Source organism: Rhizobium sp. BR 317, assembly GCF_047445835.1.
In the GTDB taxonomy this organism is placed as follows: Bacteria; Pseudomonadota; Alphaproteobacteria; order Rhizobiales; family Rhizobiaceae; genus Rhizobium; species Rhizobium paranaense.
Map to the genome: position 1 here is coordinate 187,730 of NZ_JARWLB010000008.1, position 17,114 is coordinate 204,843.

General features: G+C 58.5%; 16 protein-coding genes. 3 read left to right on the forward strand and 13 right to left on the reverse strand.

Going from position 1 to position 17,114, the window contains the following annotated elements; all coding sequences use genetic code 11:
- The first annotated feature begins 3 nt into the window (after positions 1–3).
- Positions 4–897: a LysR family transcriptional regulator gene (locus QD357_RS15190; protein ID WP_183938427.1), complete on the forward strand. Its 894-nt coding sequence runs from the start codon at positions 4–6 to the stop codon at positions 895–897.
- Between the two features lie 537 nt (positions 898–1,434).
- Here the strand turns inward: QD357_RS15190 and QD357_RS15195 are convergent.
- From QD357_RS15195 to QD357_RS15245, 11 genes are all read right to left on the reverse strand, one after another.
- On the reverse strand, positions 1,435–3,396 hold the full coding sequence (locus QD357_RS15195; protein WP_183938426.1) for an elongation factor G: 1,962 nt from the start codon (positions 3,394–3,396) through the stop codon (positions 1,435–1,437).
- A gap of 179 nt (positions 3,397–3,575) precedes the next feature.
- Positions 3,576–4,505, reverse strand: a complete 930-nt coding sequence (locus QD357_RS15200) for a TIM barrel protein (protein WP_414124541.1) — start codon at positions 4,503–4,505, stop codon at positions 3,576–3,578.
- On the reverse strand, positions 4,506–4,799 hold the full coding sequence (locus QD357_RS15205; RefSeq protein ID WP_183938424.1) for a putative quinol monooxygenase: 294 nt from the start codon (positions 4,797–4,799) through the stop codon (positions 4,506–4,508).
- Positions 4,796–5,737, reverse strand: a complete 942-nt coding sequence (locus QD357_RS15210) for a sugar phosphate isomerase/epimerase family protein (protein WP_183938423.1) — start codon at positions 5,735–5,737, stop codon at positions 4,796–4,798. Before QD357_RS15210 ends, QD357_RS15205 begins: the two co-directional genes overlap by 4 nt.
- An 81-nt stretch (positions 5,738–5,818) precedes the next feature.
- Positions 5,819–6,991 carry a Gfo/Idh/MocA family protein gene (locus tag QD357_RS15215; protein ID WP_183938422.1) on the reverse strand — a complete coding sequence of 391 codons (1,173 nt, stop codon included), beginning with the start codon at positions 6,989–6,991 and terminating at the stop codon, positions 5,819–5,821.
- A 30-nt stretch (positions 6,992–7,021) separates the two neighbouring features.
- Positions 7,022–8,047, reverse strand: coding sequence for a Gfo/Idh/MocA family oxidoreductase (locus QD357_RS15220; protein WP_183938421.1), 1,026 nt, complete (start codon positions 8,045–8,047; stop codon positions 7,022–7,024).
- Entirely contained in the window at positions 8,044–8,949 is a 906-nt protein-coding gene (locus QD357_RS15225) for a sugar phosphate isomerase/epimerase family protein (RefSeq protein WP_183938420.1), read from the reverse strand. Before QD357_RS15225 ends, QD357_RS15220 begins: the two co-directional genes overlap by 4 nt.
- A gap of 96 nt (positions 8,950–9,045) precedes the next feature.
- On the reverse strand, positions 9,046–9,852 hold the full coding sequence (locus QD357_RS15230) for an ATP-binding cassette domain-containing protein (protein ID WP_183938419.1): 807 nt from the start codon (positions 9,850–9,852) through the stop codon (positions 9,046–9,048).
- Between the two features lie 3 nt (positions 9,853–9,855).
- Complete coding sequence (locus QD357_RS15235; protein ID WP_414124542.1) at positions 9,856–10,860, reverse strand: ABC transporter permease; 1,005 nt, start codon at positions 10,858–10,860, stop codon at positions 9,856–9,858.
- A gap of 10 nt (positions 10,861–10,870) precedes the next feature.
- Entirely contained in the window at positions 10,871–11,917 is a 1,047-nt protein-coding gene (locus QD357_RS15240; protein ID WP_183938417.1) for an ABC transporter permease, read from the reverse strand.
- Between the two features lie 118 nt (positions 11,918–12,035).
- A complete protein-coding gene (locus QD357_RS15245) occupies positions 12,036–13,010 on the reverse strand; it encodes a sugar ABC transporter substrate-binding protein (RefSeq protein WP_414124543.1) in 975 nt (324 codons plus the stop codon).
- Positions 13,011–13,162: 152 nt separating this feature from the next.
- On the opposite strand from QD357_RS15245, the gene QD357_RS15250 reads away from it, so the two are divergent.
- Positions 13,163–14,203 (forward strand): LacI family DNA-binding transcriptional regulator, encoded by a 1,041-nt coding sequence (locus tag QD357_RS15250; protein WP_183938415.1) that lies wholly within the window; start codon positions 13,163–13,165, stop codon positions 14,201–14,203.
- Between the two features lie 61 nt (positions 14,204–14,264).
- Here QD357_RS15250 and QD357_RS15255 read toward each other — a convergent pair whose 3' ends face one another.
- Complete coding sequence (locus QD357_RS15255) at positions 14,265–15,824, reverse strand: B12-binding domain-containing radical SAM protein (protein WP_414124544.1); 1,560 nt, start codon at positions 15,822–15,824, stop codon at positions 14,265–14,267.
- A 360-nt stretch (positions 15,825–16,184) separates the two neighbouring features.
- On the opposite strand from QD357_RS15255, the gene QD357_RS15260 reads away from it, so the two are divergent.
- Positions 16,185–16,691 carry a hypothetical protein gene (locus QD357_RS15260; RefSeq protein ID WP_183938413.1) on the forward strand — a complete coding sequence of 169 codons (507 nt, stop codon included), beginning with the start codon at positions 16,185–16,187 and terminating at the stop codon, positions 16,689–16,691.
- 55 nt (positions 16,692–16,746) lie between these two features.
- Here QD357_RS15260 and QD357_RS15265 read toward each other — a convergent pair whose 3' ends face one another.
- Positions 16,747–17,097, reverse strand: coding sequence for a hypothetical protein (locus QD357_RS15265; protein ID WP_183938412.1), 351 nt, complete (start codon positions 17,095–17,097; stop codon positions 16,747–16,749).
- Positions 17,098–17,114 lie beyond the last annotated feature (17 nt).

The following is a 17,114-nucleotide window of genomic DNA, read 5'->3' on the forward strand; positions in this document are numbered from 1 at the left end:
GGAATGAACCTAAGCCGTTCCGTGATCCCCGACCTAGCTGTTCTCCAGGCATTCGAGTGCGCAGCACGCCATGGAAGCTTTACGCAAGCGGCGCTGGAGCTGAACCTTACTCAAAGCGCCGTCAGCCGTCAGATCCGGACGCTTGAGGACCAATTGCACGTCAATCTGTTCGAGAGGATCAGAAAACGCGTGGTTCTGTCTTCGGCCGGCAAGGCGATGCTGCCGGAAGTAAGACGGATTTTGGCACGCACCGAAGAAATGGTGTTGCGGGCGATGGCTTCTTCGGATGGCAAGAATGTCTTATCCATCGCCACGCTTCCGACATTCGGAAACCGTTGGCTTCTTCGGCGTCTTCCCGATTTCCTGAAAGACAATCCAAACACGGTTTTGAACATCGCCTCGCGCTCGGAGCCGTTCGATCTGACGTTGGAGGATTTCGATCTTGCTATCCACTATGGACAACCGGTTTGGGCGCATGCAACCTGTACCTACCTTTGCAGTGAGATCATTGTGCCCGTTGCCAGCTCGTCCCTGTTGAATTCGTTCTCCGTCACCCAGGCAGAGGATTTGGAACGAGGGCCGCTCCTGCATTTGGCGACGCGGCCAAGACTATGGGCCGAGTGGTTCCAGTTGAACGGCTGCGAGGGGGTCAGTCCCTATCACGGAAGCCGGTTCGATCAGTTCAGCATGGTCATCGAGGCGGCGATACTCGGGCTGGGTTTTGCCCTGCTTCCGAAATATCTGATCGAAGAGGAGATCGCTTCGGGGCGCCTTCAAATTGCGTGGGATAGGCCGATGGCCACCACCAACAACTACTACATCGTGACGCCCGAAATGAAACAGCAGTCGTTGACGACAAAAAGATTTCAGGAGTGGCTGCTCAACCAGGTCTCCTGAAAGCTCGATGCCAACCAGATTTCTGGCGCCACGATCGACTATTCCGACATTGTCGGCGGCGACATGTTCACTCTCGCCGAATAACCGGGTTGGCCGCTCATATGCATTGCGACGGCAAAACCAGCGACAACCGAGAACAGCACTATAAGAAAGGGAATGAGGATTACTCCCAGTGTCCCCCCGACAGGCGATATATTTCGTAGATCCTTTGTGAAAATCAGCGCCGACAGGGGAGCGTACGATTTCTTCAGCGTGCCCACCGGTTTACCGTTACTGGGCCGCCCATCGCCTTGTCTCAAACCCAGCCTAGTCGTTTTGAACAGCAGCATCTCAGCCACCTGATTGCACCCAGAACCATTCGCCTGACGACGGCCCGAGCAGTCGGACCTGTTTCCGGAGTTCATCATACATCATACAATGATATAAATTAAGGGAAATGCGACCGATGTCGGCTCGTCCATTTCGAAGCCGCGGATAGGCTGGCGCTTCGCTCAATAAGCGAGGGCCAGCCAAACCATCCACGGCCGCTACATAGCTTCAGTGTTCGACCCGCGCGGTCTCGTGCGCCCTGATGACGGCGTCAGCCTCCTTGCCGTATAGCTCTTCGAAATGATCGAAGGCCTTGGAAAAATAGCCGATGCCCTGCGTCGCCGAGCGCAGCGCCCGCGCCAGATCGTCGAGTGCGCTGCCCGGAACGAGTGCGCGGAAGATGTCCCATCCCTTGGACGCTTCATCCCGGTCAAAGCCGAGAACCTGCCCCTTGAGCGCGGAGACGATCTGGACGAGATTACCCGAATAGACCGATGGTATGTGGATTTCGCTGCGGAAGATCGGCTGCATCAAGACAGTCGATCCTTCGGAAAGCGCCTGCCGCACACCCATTTTCGACGCGGTCCGGAAGGCGTGTTCCGAACTGTCGACGGCGTGGTGCTGGCCATCCGACAGGGTTACCCCGACATCGATGACCTGAAAACCGAGCGGCCCTTTCTCCATCGCTTCGCGCGCGCCCGCTTCGACGGCAGGAATGTAGTTGCGCGGAACGACACCGCCCTTGACCGTTTCGTTGAAGGTGAAACCCTGGCCACGCGCGTTGGGATGAATATTCAGCTTCACATCGGCGAATTGCCCGGCGCCGCCGGTCTGTTTGCGATGGCGGTAATGAACATCCGATGATTTCGCGATGGTCTCGCGGTAGATCGGGCTGGGCGTCCGATCGGTCACGTCGATATGAAAGACATCCGCCAGGGTTCGGCAGAGATCGCGCAGATGCACCGGCCCCTGGGCGCGCACGAGCTGGGCGCCAGTGCCCTCCTCCTGCAAGACGATCAAGCCGCGATCCGTCTCGGAAAGTTTTGCCAGCGTTTCGGAGAGCTTGTTTTCATCACGTTCGCTGCCCGGAATCAGGATCCTTTCCAGCATCGGCGTGGGTGGCTCCGTCCACTCAGGCGGCGCGACCGTGGCGTCTGACGTCAAAAGCGAAGGGACGGGCAGGTGGTCGGACTTGACCGCCGCGAAGACATCCCCCGGCGCAGGTGCGACCGCCGCATTGGATCGTCCGTTTGCCGGATCCTGCACGGGGCCGAGGCTCGAACCGCCGAGCGATGCGCCTTGCCGCAGTCCCTCACCAAGCGCACGCACCAGCACCGTCTTGCCGATGTTCTGACGATGATAGGCATGAAAGCTTACGGCTGTCAGCTTTCCTTCGTCGACAGCGCCGGCACGGGCAAGACGCTGACGAAGGGCCGCGACCGGCGGCGCTTCGTGGCGCAGAGCCTTCATCAGCCGCATCATGCCGTTGCCGTGACTTGCGGCACCGATCAGGACCGGGATCACCCTATTTTCCTTGAGAACCCGCGATGAGATGGCATAAAGCGCGTCGCTGGCCGGCTCTCGATCCTCGATCAGTTCCTCGAGGAGCCAATCGTCGAACTCGGAGAGATGTTCCAGCAGCTCGGTGCGCGCTTCCTGCTCGCGCTCGGCGGTACTTTCGGGGATTGCGATCAGCGCCGAGGTCTGACCTTCCCGGTAGCGCCACGCCCGCTCCGAGATCAGATCGCAGCTACCGACGATCCTGTCCCCCTCGCGGATCGGAATCTGGCGAAGCAGAAGCGCGTGATTGGCATAATCCTGAAGCGCTGCGATCACATCCCTCAGCCGCCCTCGCGGTTCATCAATCCGGTTGACGAAGAGGATGCAGGGCGTTCCCGACGCCTCGATCACGCGCAGATAGGGCGCGGCGAGCACAGCCTCTTCGGGCGCCGGTGAAATGCATAGGATGCAGGCGTCGCTGGCAAGAAGCGCGTGCTGCACATGCGCCAGCGCTTCATTAGGTCCCGGCGCGTCCAGCGCACACCAGGTTTCGTTTGCAAAGGTAAATTCCGTGAGGTTCAGCCCGTAAGGGGAGCTGGATTTTCGCGGCGGTCCCTCCAGGGAGCTGAGCTTTTCAACGACCGTCGATTTTCCGGTCTGCGAGGGTCCAAGTACGGTAAAGCAGCGCATCGGTATTCCTCCAACTGCCATAAAGTACAATTTTCGGCCACCACAGGATGCCCCGAACCGCGGCAACGCGCCAGAGGCTCAATTTTCTTATTGAGATACCGTCCATATCAGCGAGATTGGGTAAAGATCTACGCAAGTTGGAGGACATATCGGAAGCGCCTCTCTAAATCTCCTAGCTTTCAGAAACCGACACGCGCCAGGAACGTCCGGCTGGCGGCCAGATCCTCCAATATGCTGCCGGTATTAAGCGGATCGCGTTCCTGTTCGATGGTGATGTAGCCGCCGTAGCCGAGTTCGGTCAGAAGCGCGCGAATTGCCGGATAATCGATCGAGCCGCGGCCGATCGGGCACATGACGCCCTTGGCGCAAGCCTCGAAGAATCGGATGCGCTCGCCCATGACCTCCTGGTAGACCTTGGCGTCGATATCTTTGAAATGAATATAGTCGACGCGATTCCAGTAGTGGCGCAGGGTGGCAACGGGGTCCATGCCCGAATAGGCCATGTGCCCGGTATCGAGGCAGAGGCCAGCCAGATCGGCGGGGATGTCCGCGGCGATACGCTCCAGCTCATCGGCAAACTCGATATAGCCGCCGGCATGCGGATGGATCGTTGCCCGCACGCCGTATTTGTCGCGAGCAAGTGCGGCGACGGCGTGGATATTTTCCACCATGCCATTCCACGCACCATCGTCGAGTCGCGGGGCACGGTCGGGATGTCCGGCAGCGTAGTCCCTTTCATCATGCCCCCAATCCATGACCGTTAGGTAGGGTGCCTGGAAGCGCTGCCGGGAATGCTTTTCCGGTTTCGGCAACTGCGTTATGAGAGAGCAGATCTCATCGGTCTGACGAAGGAGATTGGCGCGGTTTGCGGGCGAAACGAGATCGTCGAAGATCGTGCCCGCCACGATCCGCAGTCCGCGCTTGTTCAACGCTTCCGACACAAGACCGAGGTCGAGCGGCAGGTAGCCGTAAGGCCCAAGCTCAAGCCCGCCGAAACCGGCGGCTTGCGCCTCGTCCAGCACCTTTTCCCAAGGAGGCAGGTGCGGGTTATTCACGTCATCGACGCCCCAGCAGCAGGGAGCGGTGGTAATGGTGATCGGGTTGGACATTCAAGTCTCGGCGTTGATCGTCTCGAAGGTCGAAGAACGATGGAATTGTTCGTGGAACGCGATGAAGCGTTGCGTATGCTCCTGGAAGAGGTGCTCGGCATGGGCAGCCTCGTCTTTCCATGCCTCCACGAAGATCAGGCGGTCCGGATCGTCAGTGCAGGTAAAGAAGTCATAGGCGAGACAACCAGCTTCCGCTCTCGTCGCAGCTTGCACCTCGGGCGCGCGGGCGAGGATGTCGTCCCGCGTCCCTGGAAGAAGTTCGATCGTGATGATGAACTTGTAAGGCGCCGTCATCGGCTGATCGTCGCCTGAAGGGCATCGATGGAAGATTGGATGCCGGCCTCGGTGGACATGGTGAAATCTTCCATCTCAAGGCTGACCCAGCCGTTGTACCCAGCCATACGGACAACCGAGAAGAACTCCTTCCACCATTGCAGGTCATGCCCTGCACCGACGGCAACATAGTTCCATGAGCGGTTGGCGACGTCGGTCACCTCCTTGAGTTCCAGGAGACCGTTCACATCCGCAAGTCCTCGTTCGATACGAGTGTCCTTGCCGTGGCAATGATGGATTGCAGCGCCTAAGGCGCGCGCGCCGGCAATGGGATCAGCACCTTTCCAGAACAGATGGCTGGGATCGAGGTTCATACCGACCATCGGACCAACTTCGTTGCGTAGGCGGAAGAGGGTCTCCGGGTTCCATACGAGCATCGCCGAGAAGTTCTCAAGCGCGTATTTTTCGACACCAACCTCCTTGGCGAGCCTCACCAGATCATGCCAGAGCGGGAAGGCGCGGTCTTCCCATTGGTAGCGATCACGCTCGGGCACCTCCTCGGGCCAGCTTTTCGTATAGACGAGCCAGTTGGGCACCATGTCGCCAGGAGCGGCTTCCGGAAGGCCGGACATCGTTACGATCGTCTTGATACCGATCTCGCCGGCAAGACGGATGGTTTGCTCCACCTCCTTGCGATGGCGTTGGCCCATGTGGCCCGGATCGAGCGGGTTCGCCGAGCAATTGAGTGCCGCGATCTCCAGACCGCGGGCTTCGATTTCCTTGAGCTTGGTCCTGAGAAGCCCTTTGTCGGCCAAAAGTTCGTCGGCCCGAAAATGCGGTGCGCGCGACCAGCCGCCGCCGGTCATTTCGATGCCTTCGACGCCGAGCTTTACGCATTTGTCGAGCATATCCGTGAAGGAAAGGTCGCCCATCACGTCGGTGCAAATGGATAGTTTCATGGCTTTGTCTTTCTTGCTGAGAGTGTTGGGGACGCGTTCGGGAGGAGGATGGGAGGATATCCAACGCGCCCCCGGTTCCTGCTATTTGAAATCGACCCAGGCAGAGCCCGCATCGGCCGAGCGGACGCAATTCTCCAGCCAGCGAACACCCTCCGTGCCGGCCTTGATGCCCGGGTATTGATGGGTTTTCAGGAAGGCTTCGTCACCGCGGTTCTTCGCGTCAATCGCCTGTGCGATCCACAGGTAGATATTCGACCAGCTATCGCCGAGACCTTCTGTGTGCAATGCACCCATTCGATCGATCGCGAGGCTTTCTTCCTCGAGGTATGGCATTCCGTGATGAAGGGTCCGGTTCGGCTCGCCCTGAACTTCATAAATCAATTGATCTGGATGCGAGTCCGACCACTCGATCGAGGCTTTCGAGCCGACGAAACGATAGCGTTGCGACCCCATATTGCCGGCGTTCACCGAAGACACCCAGAGACGGCCGCGAGCGCCATTGTCATAATGCATGAGCACCGTGGCGTGGTCTTCAAGCGGCGCGCGGGTCGGGATGAAGGCCTTGCGGTCGCAGAGCAGCTTTTCGATCTTCAGATCCGGCAGCACGACTTCGGACAGGTAGTAGAGATGCGTGCCGATATCGCCGAGAACAAAGGTCGCGCCTGCCGTCTTCGGATTGGTCCGCCATTTCACCGCTTCACCCGCACCGACATCGTCACCAGAGTTGAAGCCGTGGGTGTACTGCATGTCGACGATGCGGATTTCGCCCAGCATGCCCTTCTTGACCATCGCGGCCATCTGGTGAACGAGGGGGTGGCCGGTAAAGCCGTAGGTCACGCCGACGATCAGGCCCTTTTTCTCCGCAAGCCTTTCGATTTCCTCACATTCGGCAACGGTGAAGAACAGCGGCTTTTCGCAGATCACATGGAGCCCTGCCTCCAGGCACGCCTTGGTGATTTCGTAATGCGTGAAGTTTGGCGTGGCGATCGAGACGACCTCGACACCGTCCTCGCGCGCTTTCTCGCTGGCGATAAGTTCCTTGTAGTCGGCATAGCAGCGGTCCGCGTCGACGCCGAGGTTCACACCGAAATCCCGACCGCGCGCAGCGTCAAGGTCGAAGGCCCCGCAGACAAGCCTGTAGGTACCATCGCGAAGCGCGCCGGTACGGTGCTTGTAACCGACCTGGCCGGTGCGCCCGCCGCCGATCATGCCCCAACGCAGAGGGCGTCTTATGGTTCTTTCTCCATTGATCATGAGATCATCTTTCTTAAACGGGAATTCAGTTCATTCGGCCGCCTGGGCGATCGCGGTGTCGTAGAGTCCAGGCTTTGCAACCATTGTGATGGGTTGGAATGCGCCAGTTTCCGCGGCGCGCAGCGCGGCGTCCGCAACCAGCGTCGCGGCATAGCCGTCCCAGGTGCTTGGTCCGGTCGTCGTCCCTTGTCCCGCAGCGGCAATCCACTCGCGGAACTCCTGGTCATAGGCATCGATGAAGCGTTCGCGCCAATCTTCCGGTACGCGCTGACGAACACCGTGCTGGTCTCGGATGACTGCGGAAGGGCGCTCGGGGAGGCTTGCCACCCCGTTTTCGCAGCTCACTTCGCCGCGAATATCATAGCCATAGGCAATGTTGACCGAAATTTCGACATCGACCAGCGCCCCGGACGCCAGGTGCAGGAGCACCAGGGTCGGATCACGCAGATCGCCGCCTCGAGAAGAGCGTCGTGGAAGCCGTACTTCGACGCCCTTCACTTCATCCGACAACAGCCATCGCGAAATATCCGCGTCGTGAACGAGCGTGTCATTGAGCGGCATGTCCGATGTGTAGAGGCCGGCAGGCACGGAGGCATTGCGATGGACGGAGCGGTACGTCAGCGGGGTGCCAAGGCTCCCGCTGTCAATGACCGCCTTGAGGCGCCTGTAGTCGCCATCGAAGCGCCGCATGAAACCCACCTGAATGAGGCGGCGCCCGAAAGCCACTTCCGCCTCAATCACCCGGCGGGCCGCCGCCGCGGTGGTGACGAGCGGTTTCTCGCAGAAGACCGGCTTGCCGGCGGCAATGCAGTCGAGAAGCTGCGCCTCATGGGCTGGCCCCCAAGAGCAAATGACCACCGCCTCTACGGTTTCCGAACGGATCAGATCCCCCGCCGTTTCGAACACAACGGCTCCCCCCGGCGCGACGGATGCTGCTCGCTTGACATCAATGTCGTTCACAGCGACCACATCGACACCCGACAGGACCTTGGTCAGGCGGCGAATGTGATCCTGCCCGATCATCCCGGTTCCGATGACACCGACTTTAAGGGTCATTTCGCCCCCCAATATTTGTCGATGAAGCGCTGCATTTCCGAGCGCATGAATTTGCCGGAGTGGTCGGCCTTGTCCTCCCAAGCGAAGACGCAGGCGGTCATGACGCCGTCGAAACCGATGTCGGCCAGCGTGCCGAAGAATTCATCCCAGGGAACCTCGCCCTGGCCGATGTTCAGGTGTTGATGGACGCGAGCCTGCGTGCCGGGCGGATTGAGAATGTAGCGAAGGCCGGATGAGGCCTTATGGTTGAACGTGTCGCCGACATGGACGTGCGCAAGCACATCCTTGGCCTCGCGCAGCATCGCCTTGGTGTCGTCACCGAAATAGAAGGTATGCGGGGCGCAATAGAGGAACTTGACGTTCTTCGAGTTCACCGTGCGGATAATGTCGAGCGCTGGCTGCAGCGTTTCGCACCAGTCTTCCGGGTGCGGCTCGACGTGAAGCGAAATGTTTTCCTTTTCGAAGATCGGCACCAGCTCTTCCATCGAGCGCCACCACGCGTCCTCGCAGGCTTCGATCATCGATCCGGTATGGCAGCAGTAGCACGATCCCTTGTCCGGATGCGGCCCGCGCCCGAACTCGGAATTCATCACATCCACTTCCAGCTCGACGGCGATCTCTATGGCACGCTTCCAGTGCTTGACCGCCGCCTGGCGCTCTGCCTCGTCATTGGATGCCCAACGATACATCGGCAGCAGGGATGCGATGCCGACATCGGCATCTTTCAGCGCGCGCTTGAACGATTTGATCCGGTCGGGGAACACGCGCGGCGCTTTGAACCATTCAAGGAAGTCGCCGCGCGGGGATAGTTCGATCCAATCATAGCCAAGTTCTTTGACCTTCGCGGGCAGGTCTTCAAGGCTTAGATGGCGGTGCATAAAGGGGTCGAGAGCGATTTTCATGATGGTCACCCAAAAAAGGTTGCGCTTGGCGATCTCACCCGCAAGAGCGGGTAAGCCGGTGTTGATCTTCTGGTGGTGGCTCGCTTCGGTAGCGGGTCAGGCCACAGCGGGATGCTCACGGTTCGTGTGAGCTTCGATCTCAGCTTCCAGTTCGGCCATCGCCTCCCCGCCAGCCATCAGATCGGTAATTTCTTCGCGGCTCTTCTCGCCCTTGCGGAAATCCGCAGCCAACGCTCCGCGTATGAGGACGGCGAAGTGATCCCCGACCGTCATCGCGTGCATGACCTGATGGGTGATGAAGATCACCGCGAGACCACGCTTGCGTGCCTCCAGCACGATCCGAAGGACGTGCGCGGCTTCCTTCACGCCCAGCGCCGCAGTCGGTTCGTCCAGGATCAGTACCCGGGCGCCGAAATGCACCGCACGCGCGATGGCGAGCGACTGGCGCTCACCGCCCGACAGCCCGCCGATCAGCCGGTCGCCATCGTCGATGCGGGTAATACCGAATTCCTGCACGGCCTTGACCGCCACTTCGTTTGCCGTCTTGCGGTCGAAAATGGTGAACGGACCGAATTTCTTGGTGGGCTCGACGCCGACGAAAAAGGAGCGACCGATGCTCATCAGCGGAAAGGTTCCGCCAAACTGGTGGACGGTCGAGATACCGCGATCGGCCGCATCTTTGGGACGGTCGAAGAGCACTTCCTGGCCGTCCATGAGGATCTGTCCGGAGGTAGGCTTGTGCACGCCGGCGAGCGTTTTGATCAGGGTCGATTTTCCCGCGCCATTATCCCCGAGGAGACACAGGACCTCTCCGGAATGGACCTTCAGCGAAATGTCGTGCAGGACATCGATCGGCCCGAAGGACTTATTGACGTTTTTGAGTTCCAGAACCGGTTTCGTCATGGCTCAGTCCTTGCCTTTCTTAGGGCGCGCATAAGTCAACGCCATGTTGCGGAAGGTATTGTTCATCAAGACGGCCACGAGCAGCATGATGCCGATGATCAAGCTGGACCAGTTTCGATCGATCGCGGTGAAATAGATGCCCTGGCTGACGACTGCGAAGGTCAGAGTGCCGATAAAGATCCCGACGACCGATCCAAAACCACCGGTCAAGAGCACGCCGCCAACGACGACCGATACAACGGCGTTAAAAATGTAGTTCATGCCGCCGGACACTTGGGCCGAATTGAACAGGATCGCTCCGCACATGCCGACAAAGGAAGCGCTGGTCGAAGAGATCACGAAAAGCCAGATGGTCAGCTTGCGCGTAGGGATGCCGGCATTGCGGGCGCTCACCTTGTCTCCGCCCATGGCGAAAATCCAGTTGCCGTAGCGAGTGAAGTGAATGACGAAAACATAGACGACCGTCAGCGCCAGCCACCACAGGATGATCACTTGGTAGCTGCCAGCCAGAAGCTGACCGAAGACCATTTTGCTCCATTCGGGCGCGGTAAGCGCGACGCTTGCATTGCCCGTCAGCAGCACCGAGGCACTGAGGATGAGGCCCTGCATTGCGACCAGGGTGCCGAGGGTGATGATCAGGGAGGGCACGGACGTCCGCACCGCAAGGATACCGTTGACCAACCCGACCAGGACACCGACGCCGAGAGCGGCCAAGATCCCGACGACGATCGGCATTTCATAGTAGCCAGACACGATGGCGACGCTCATCGAGCCCGCGGGGATCATTGCACCGATCGAAATATCCAGCTCGCCGGCGATCATGAGCATTCCGACGGGAATGGCCACAATCCCGAGATTGGCGGCGAAGTTCACCCAACTGGCAGCACCAAAAAGACTGCCGAGCGCGACGCCGCCGAAGATGACATAGAACAGGATGACCGCGACGAGGCTTATCACCGAACCGGCTTCGGGCCGGCGAAGAAGATTTCCGAGCGAAAAAGTGTTCATCGCACCGCCCTCAGTTCTTTTTCTTGGTTGAGTAGGAGAGTGCCATGTGCCGGAACGTGTCGTTCATGAGCACGGCGATCAACAGGAGTGCTCCGATGATGACGCTGCCGAAATTCGGATCGAACCCGGTGAAATAGATGCCTTGGTTGACCATCGAAAAAGTGATGGTGCCGAAGACGATGCCGACGATCGATCCGAAGCCTCCGGTCAGCAGCACGCCGCCGATGACGACACACATGATCGAATTGAAGATGAAGGACTGTCCGCCCGCGACCTGCGCGCTCTGATAGACCATCGCCTGCGATACCCCGACGAAGGCTGCGCAAAAACTGCTGATCATGAAAAGCGAAATGGTCAGGCGTTCGGTGGGAATTCCGGCGTTGCGTGCGCTGATCCGGTCGCCTCCGAGGGCATAGATCCAGTTGCCGAAACGCGAAACATGCAACAGGTAGGCTAGAACCACGACGATCCCGAGCCACCAGAAAATCGTCACCTCGAACATGCCGCCAACGAACTGGCCGAGCAGGGCCTTCGAAGTCGCGCTCGGCACGATCGCCGTGCTCGTTGATCCGGTCAGCAGGACCGAAACGCCCAGGGTGAGCCCCATGACCGCGAACATGACCCCGATCGTGACAATGAGAGAAGGAACGCGCGTGCGAAGGACGATAAAACCGTTCATGAAGCCGACAAACAGCCCCATTCCAAGCGCTGCCAGGATGCCCACGAATTCAGGCGCACCATAGTGGCCGGATATCACTGCGACCGTCAGCGAAGACGCCGGGATCACCGCACCTACCGACAAATCGAGCTCGCCGGCAATCATCAGAAGTCCGATCGGTAGGGCGACGATTCCGATTTCTGCGGCGATGTTCAGCCAACTGGCAAAGCCGGCGGCGGAAACAAATGTCTCCCCGCCAAACACGACAAAGAAAACGAAACCCGCAATCATTCCGATGAAGGAGCCGGCTTCTGGCCGCCTTACGAGTTGTCCCATGGATCGCAGCAGACCTGAACTGGCGGGAACTGCGGTCGGCTTGGATTGTACGGCAGAGACCATTGGTTCCTCCCTCCCAAATTGGCATGTGTCCGGATAGCGCTAATCAAGCGATCATTCGTGTTTGGCGCTCGGTTTGCTGCCCGGCATATTGGGCCGGGCAGCCACGTGACTTCGTCGCTCAGCGAGCGCCGTTTTTGACACCCGCCATCGTGGCGTCGACGTTGGACGCATCGACGATACCGGGGCCGGTCAAGATCTCACGCGTCGGAACGGTCAAACCATTGTTGACCTTGCCGTTGAGGATCGAAACGGCGAGATAGCCTTGCAGGTAGCCCTGCTGGTCGATGGTGAACATCTGCGTGCCAGACTTGATGTTGTTCAAGATGGTTTCATCCATGTTCACACCACCGACTTTGATCTTGCCAACTTTGCCGGCCTGCATGATGCCGTTGATGGCCGAGTTCGCATCCACATTGCCGATCGTATAGACACCACCAACATCGGGATGTTGAAGCAAATAGGCTTTCACTGCCTGCGCCACGGCAGTGGAATTGCCGAAGGAGGTCGCCGGCAACGGGAGCGTGTCGCCCTTTCCGCCCTTCGCCTTGATTCCATCGGTCATGCCGCGGCAATGAGCTTCGATGTTCGCAGCACCCGGCAGTGTATTGATGCAGACCAGATTCTTAATGTCGTGCTTTGCGAAATACTCGCCGGCCGCAACGCCCGCCTTGTAGTCGTCGCTTCCGACGTAGTTCATGGCGCCCAGGCGATCAGCCGCAGCAACGCCACCGGCATTGTAGATGATCAAGGGTATTTTTGCGTCGACGACGGCTTTGAAGGCGGGATCCATGGCTTCCGGAACCCAGTCCGGCCCGACGATGGCATCGGCTCCCTGCGAAATGGCCTGGCGAATAAGCTCGGCTGCGTCGACGCCAAGGTTGTCGTAGTTCTGCGGACCGAGCCAGGTAACGGAGCCGCCCTGCTGCTTTACCACGAGACCCGCATCTTCGGCACCGCGCTTGACGATCGACCAAAACGGATCATCCGGCTTGCCACCCACGACAAAAATCTTGGCGGCAAACGCCGTGGACGCGCCAAGGCTCAAAGCGACGGTCGTAAGGATAGCCGCGCCGATTAACTTCATGCGTTTCATGTCTTCCTCCCAGAACCCTTCCCAAATGAGGGCCACTTAATGCGTCATGACGTTTAATACTTGAGATGCCAAAGCGAAACTGTAATACTTCACCATCACGCATTTAGTTCCAAAACATGTCATTCATGAATGACGCATTCCGGGGTCGCCGTATGAATAGACCAACCATTGCTGATCTCGCTCGGGCTTCGAATGTAAGCCTTTCCACGATCAACAGGCTGCTTCACGGAACTGGCACCGTCAGGGGAGATACTGCCGATCGTATCTTGGAGGCTGCCGACGCAATTGGCTTTTATGGCCTCGGGGCGCTGCGTGAACGCAAGCGTGATAACCTGCCGCATCGGGAGCTTGGATTTCTGATGCAGCAATCGCATCGGCCCCTCTATCAAATGTGGGCTGAGGCTTTGACGTCATCCGCTTTGCGGCGCAGCGATGTGATGATCGAGCCCAAAGTGGTCTTTGAGGACGATCTTTCCCCCGAGGCCGTATCTGCCAATTTGTTGAAGATGGGTGAAACAGCCGACGCCATTGCGGTGGTGACTGCGGATCACCCGTTAGTCAGCCAAGCGATCGATGAGTTGCGGAGCAAAGGGGTGCCTGTGATCGCATTCGTGACGGACCTATCGGCCGCCAGCCGGGCGGGATTTGTCGGAACCGATAATTGGAAAGTTGGACGAACCGCCGCCTGGTTCATCAATAAGACCGCTCGCCAGCCCGGAAAGGTATTTCCGTTGATCGGCACCAACCGCTACCAATGCCAGGACATTTCGGATGCGAGCTTCCGCGCTTACATGCGCGAACATGCGCCGGAACTCATCATCAGCGACTCTCTTCTGACCTATGAGGAGCCGCAGAACGCCTATGAGATCGTTCACAAACTCGTCGAGGAGGAAAGCGAGTTGAGGGGCCTCTTTGTGAACGGAGGCGGCATTTCCGGGGTTCTGCGCGCGCTGCGTGAATTGCCTCCGGAGCGGCGGCAGAATATTCACGTCATCTCCCGCGACATCGGACCTGAGACGCGAAAGGGGCTGAACGAGGGATTGATAACCGCGTCGATATGCCATCCGCTCGATAAGATGCCGCAGGAATTGATCGAAGTGATGCTGCGCCGTGTGGAATACAAGGACACGGCATCCATCGAACAACGCATCGTCCCGTTCGATATCCTGACACCCGAAAGTGTTTGGACGTAATGACACGCCAGCGGGCGCAAACCCGCTATCGGCTGCCCTCCCCTACCCCGTCGGGTACCAATCAGAAGGAATTGACGATGTCGCCGCCGGATCGCATCTGCTGGACCATTTTGTGCGCGTGATAATGCATGGCACATTTGATGGCATAGATCTGCAGGATCACCGGAGAACGACGGCGCAACAGCAGTTTCCAGAAGCGCTGGCGATAGATATTTCGCAACTCCGGATCCTGAACCCGACGCATCAGTCTTGTGAAAATACCCGCGGCCTCGAACGCCCACGTCAGATTTAAGGCAATCAGGCGGAGAGGATGGCGGCGCAGATGGCGCAGGCGCGTCCGCTCCGGCTGAATACGGGCATCGAGATAGAGCGCGTCGAGCCTGTCGAGATAGGCGGCGGGCTGATGAAGATCGCTCAGCACGGAAAGATAGCCGTCGCGCAGGGTTTCCCGGCTGAGATTAAGGGGAATGACGTTGGTGCCGAAGGCCGGAGGATCGTCGTGGTCCAGCCGTCCTTCCTTCTCAAGGCGCGTATAAAGCGGTGTCTTCGGAATGGCGGCCAGCATGCCGATCATGGCGTTGACGATCCGCGCATCCTTGATGAAGACGCGTTGGGCGTCGAAGATCGTCGTGTCGTCGCTGTCGAAACCCAAGATCATGCCGCACCACACTTCCATCCCGGTCTGCTGGATGGTGTGGATCTTCTCCAGCATCGTCCCGCCTTTTCTGAGATTCTGGAGCTTCTTGGTTTCGCGCAACGCTGCTTCGTTCGGCGTCTCGATGCCGATGAAGACAATACGGATATTAGCGTCGACCATGAGCTGCATCAGCTCGTCATCGTCGGCCAGATCGATCGAGGCTTCGGTGAGGAAGGTCATCGGGTAATGATTACGCTCCTGCCAGGCCACGACGTCGCGCAGCACTTCCTTGATCGCCTTCTTGTTGCCGATGAGATTGTCGTCGACGATAAATGCCGTATCCATTCCGGCTGACAGCAATGCCTCCATCTCGGCGACGATCTGTGCGCTGGTCTTGATCCGTGGCTTTCGCCCGAACACGACGATGATATCGCAGAAGTCGCATGTGAACGGGCAGCCCCGCGAGAACTGGAGACTGCCGAGCGCGTATTCATCCATTTTCAACAGATCGAAACGTGGGATCGGCACCTTGCTCATGTCCGTCTTGTCGGATTGCTCGTAGCGCCTGACATGACGGCCCTCTGCCCATTCGAGCAGGAATTTCGGCCAGGTCTCCTCGGCCTCACCGATGAACGTGACGTCGACAAGCCCGTCGAAATAGTCCTCCTTGACGGTAACCCACGGTCCGCCGACGACCACAAAACAATTGCGCCGCTTAAGTTCGGTCAAGATTTCCTTCATCCGAAACCGTTGGACGATCATGCCCGTGAGCGCGACGATATCGGCCTGCGCGCAGAGATCGTAGTCGATCGGCTCGACATTCTCATCCACAAGCGTAACGGTGTGTTCGGCAGGCGTGAGCGCCGCCAGCAGAGGCAGGCAGGCGACCGGAAGGTTCGCTTTTACGTCAAACAACGGAAGCGCGTGTTCCATGCCCCAATAGGAGGTTTCGAAACGCGGATTGATGATGATGATATGAGCCATTGAACCCACCGCTCCATGACTTGGAAGACCTAGTTCGGTATTCTGCTAAGGCTTTTTTCGTTTGCCTTGGTACTTGGTCGCCCTACCCCAAACGGAACGGCACCACGCTCCGCACCGCGGAGCGCAGTATTAGCAGCCGTAAATGAGCTCAAAATTAAATTAGAGGAAGCTGTAAAAAGTAGTGACCGCATTGCCGAGGCAATTTCAATTTACCACGGCTGGGAACCGAAAGGGTAGTACAACTTGCCCGCTGCGTCTTTCCGGGCCATTGTCGATAACGACCGGTATCTGCGTTCAAAATGCAAGGAACTATACGGACATATAGGCGTTCGGGGAAATTCGTCTTTCGGGGGTTCTCTCATGTCGTGCTTCGCTCGTGTCCTCCTGATTACGTCAATCGGCCTTTTGCCAACTTTGGCTGCCGCAGACGAGAGCAATTTCCTGCAATCCCTGCAGGGAAAATGGACTGGCAAAGGAACCGTCATCCGTCGGATCGGAACGTCACCGATCAACGTTGCATGTACCTTCGCTTTGACGGCGACCGGGCCTTCCCTCTCCATGCGCGGCAATTGCCGGGGCATGCTCGTCGTGAGCCGCGCGATCTCTGCCGATCTCAAGGTGAATGGCGCGCGCTATAGCGGCGTCTATGTCGGCCCGTCAGGGGGACGTTCTGGATTGTCCGGAAAACGCCAGGGCAATACCATTGATCTTGCCGTCCGCTGGGCAAAAGAGGTCAATGGCGACCGCACGGCGAATATGACGATACAGGAAGTCGGCGGCAATAGCCTCAATCTGCGAACGATCGACCGCGATCCGGGCACCGGCAAATCGATCATAACAAGCGAGATCGCGCTTCGCCGGCTGTAGCGCGGCAGCCGGATCGGGCGTGAAAAGACATGTTTTCAGCCCGCCAGCAAGCAGTCTAGCCAAGCATTTTCTGACTGCTGATGCCAAGAACATCGTTGACGAGAGCGATTGCGATGCCGACCGCCACGATGATCACCCCGATCATAAAGAGACGGCGCGCGCGGTCATATTTGACCACCAGCAGCGAATCCCTTGCCAGTAAATCGGCGAAGACTTTCACCTGCACGGCAATGCCGATCACCATGACCGTCATCGGCAGGATGTCGATGCGACTCCAGTCGTTCGGACCGGAAACCCAGCGATTGATGAAGCTCAGCGAGAAACCGACAAGGATTCCGACGGCCGTCAACGATCCGTTGCGAAAGGTCGAATCGATTTTCTCTTGATCGTCCGTTTCCGGCGCCATGTCGTTTCGTTATCCCG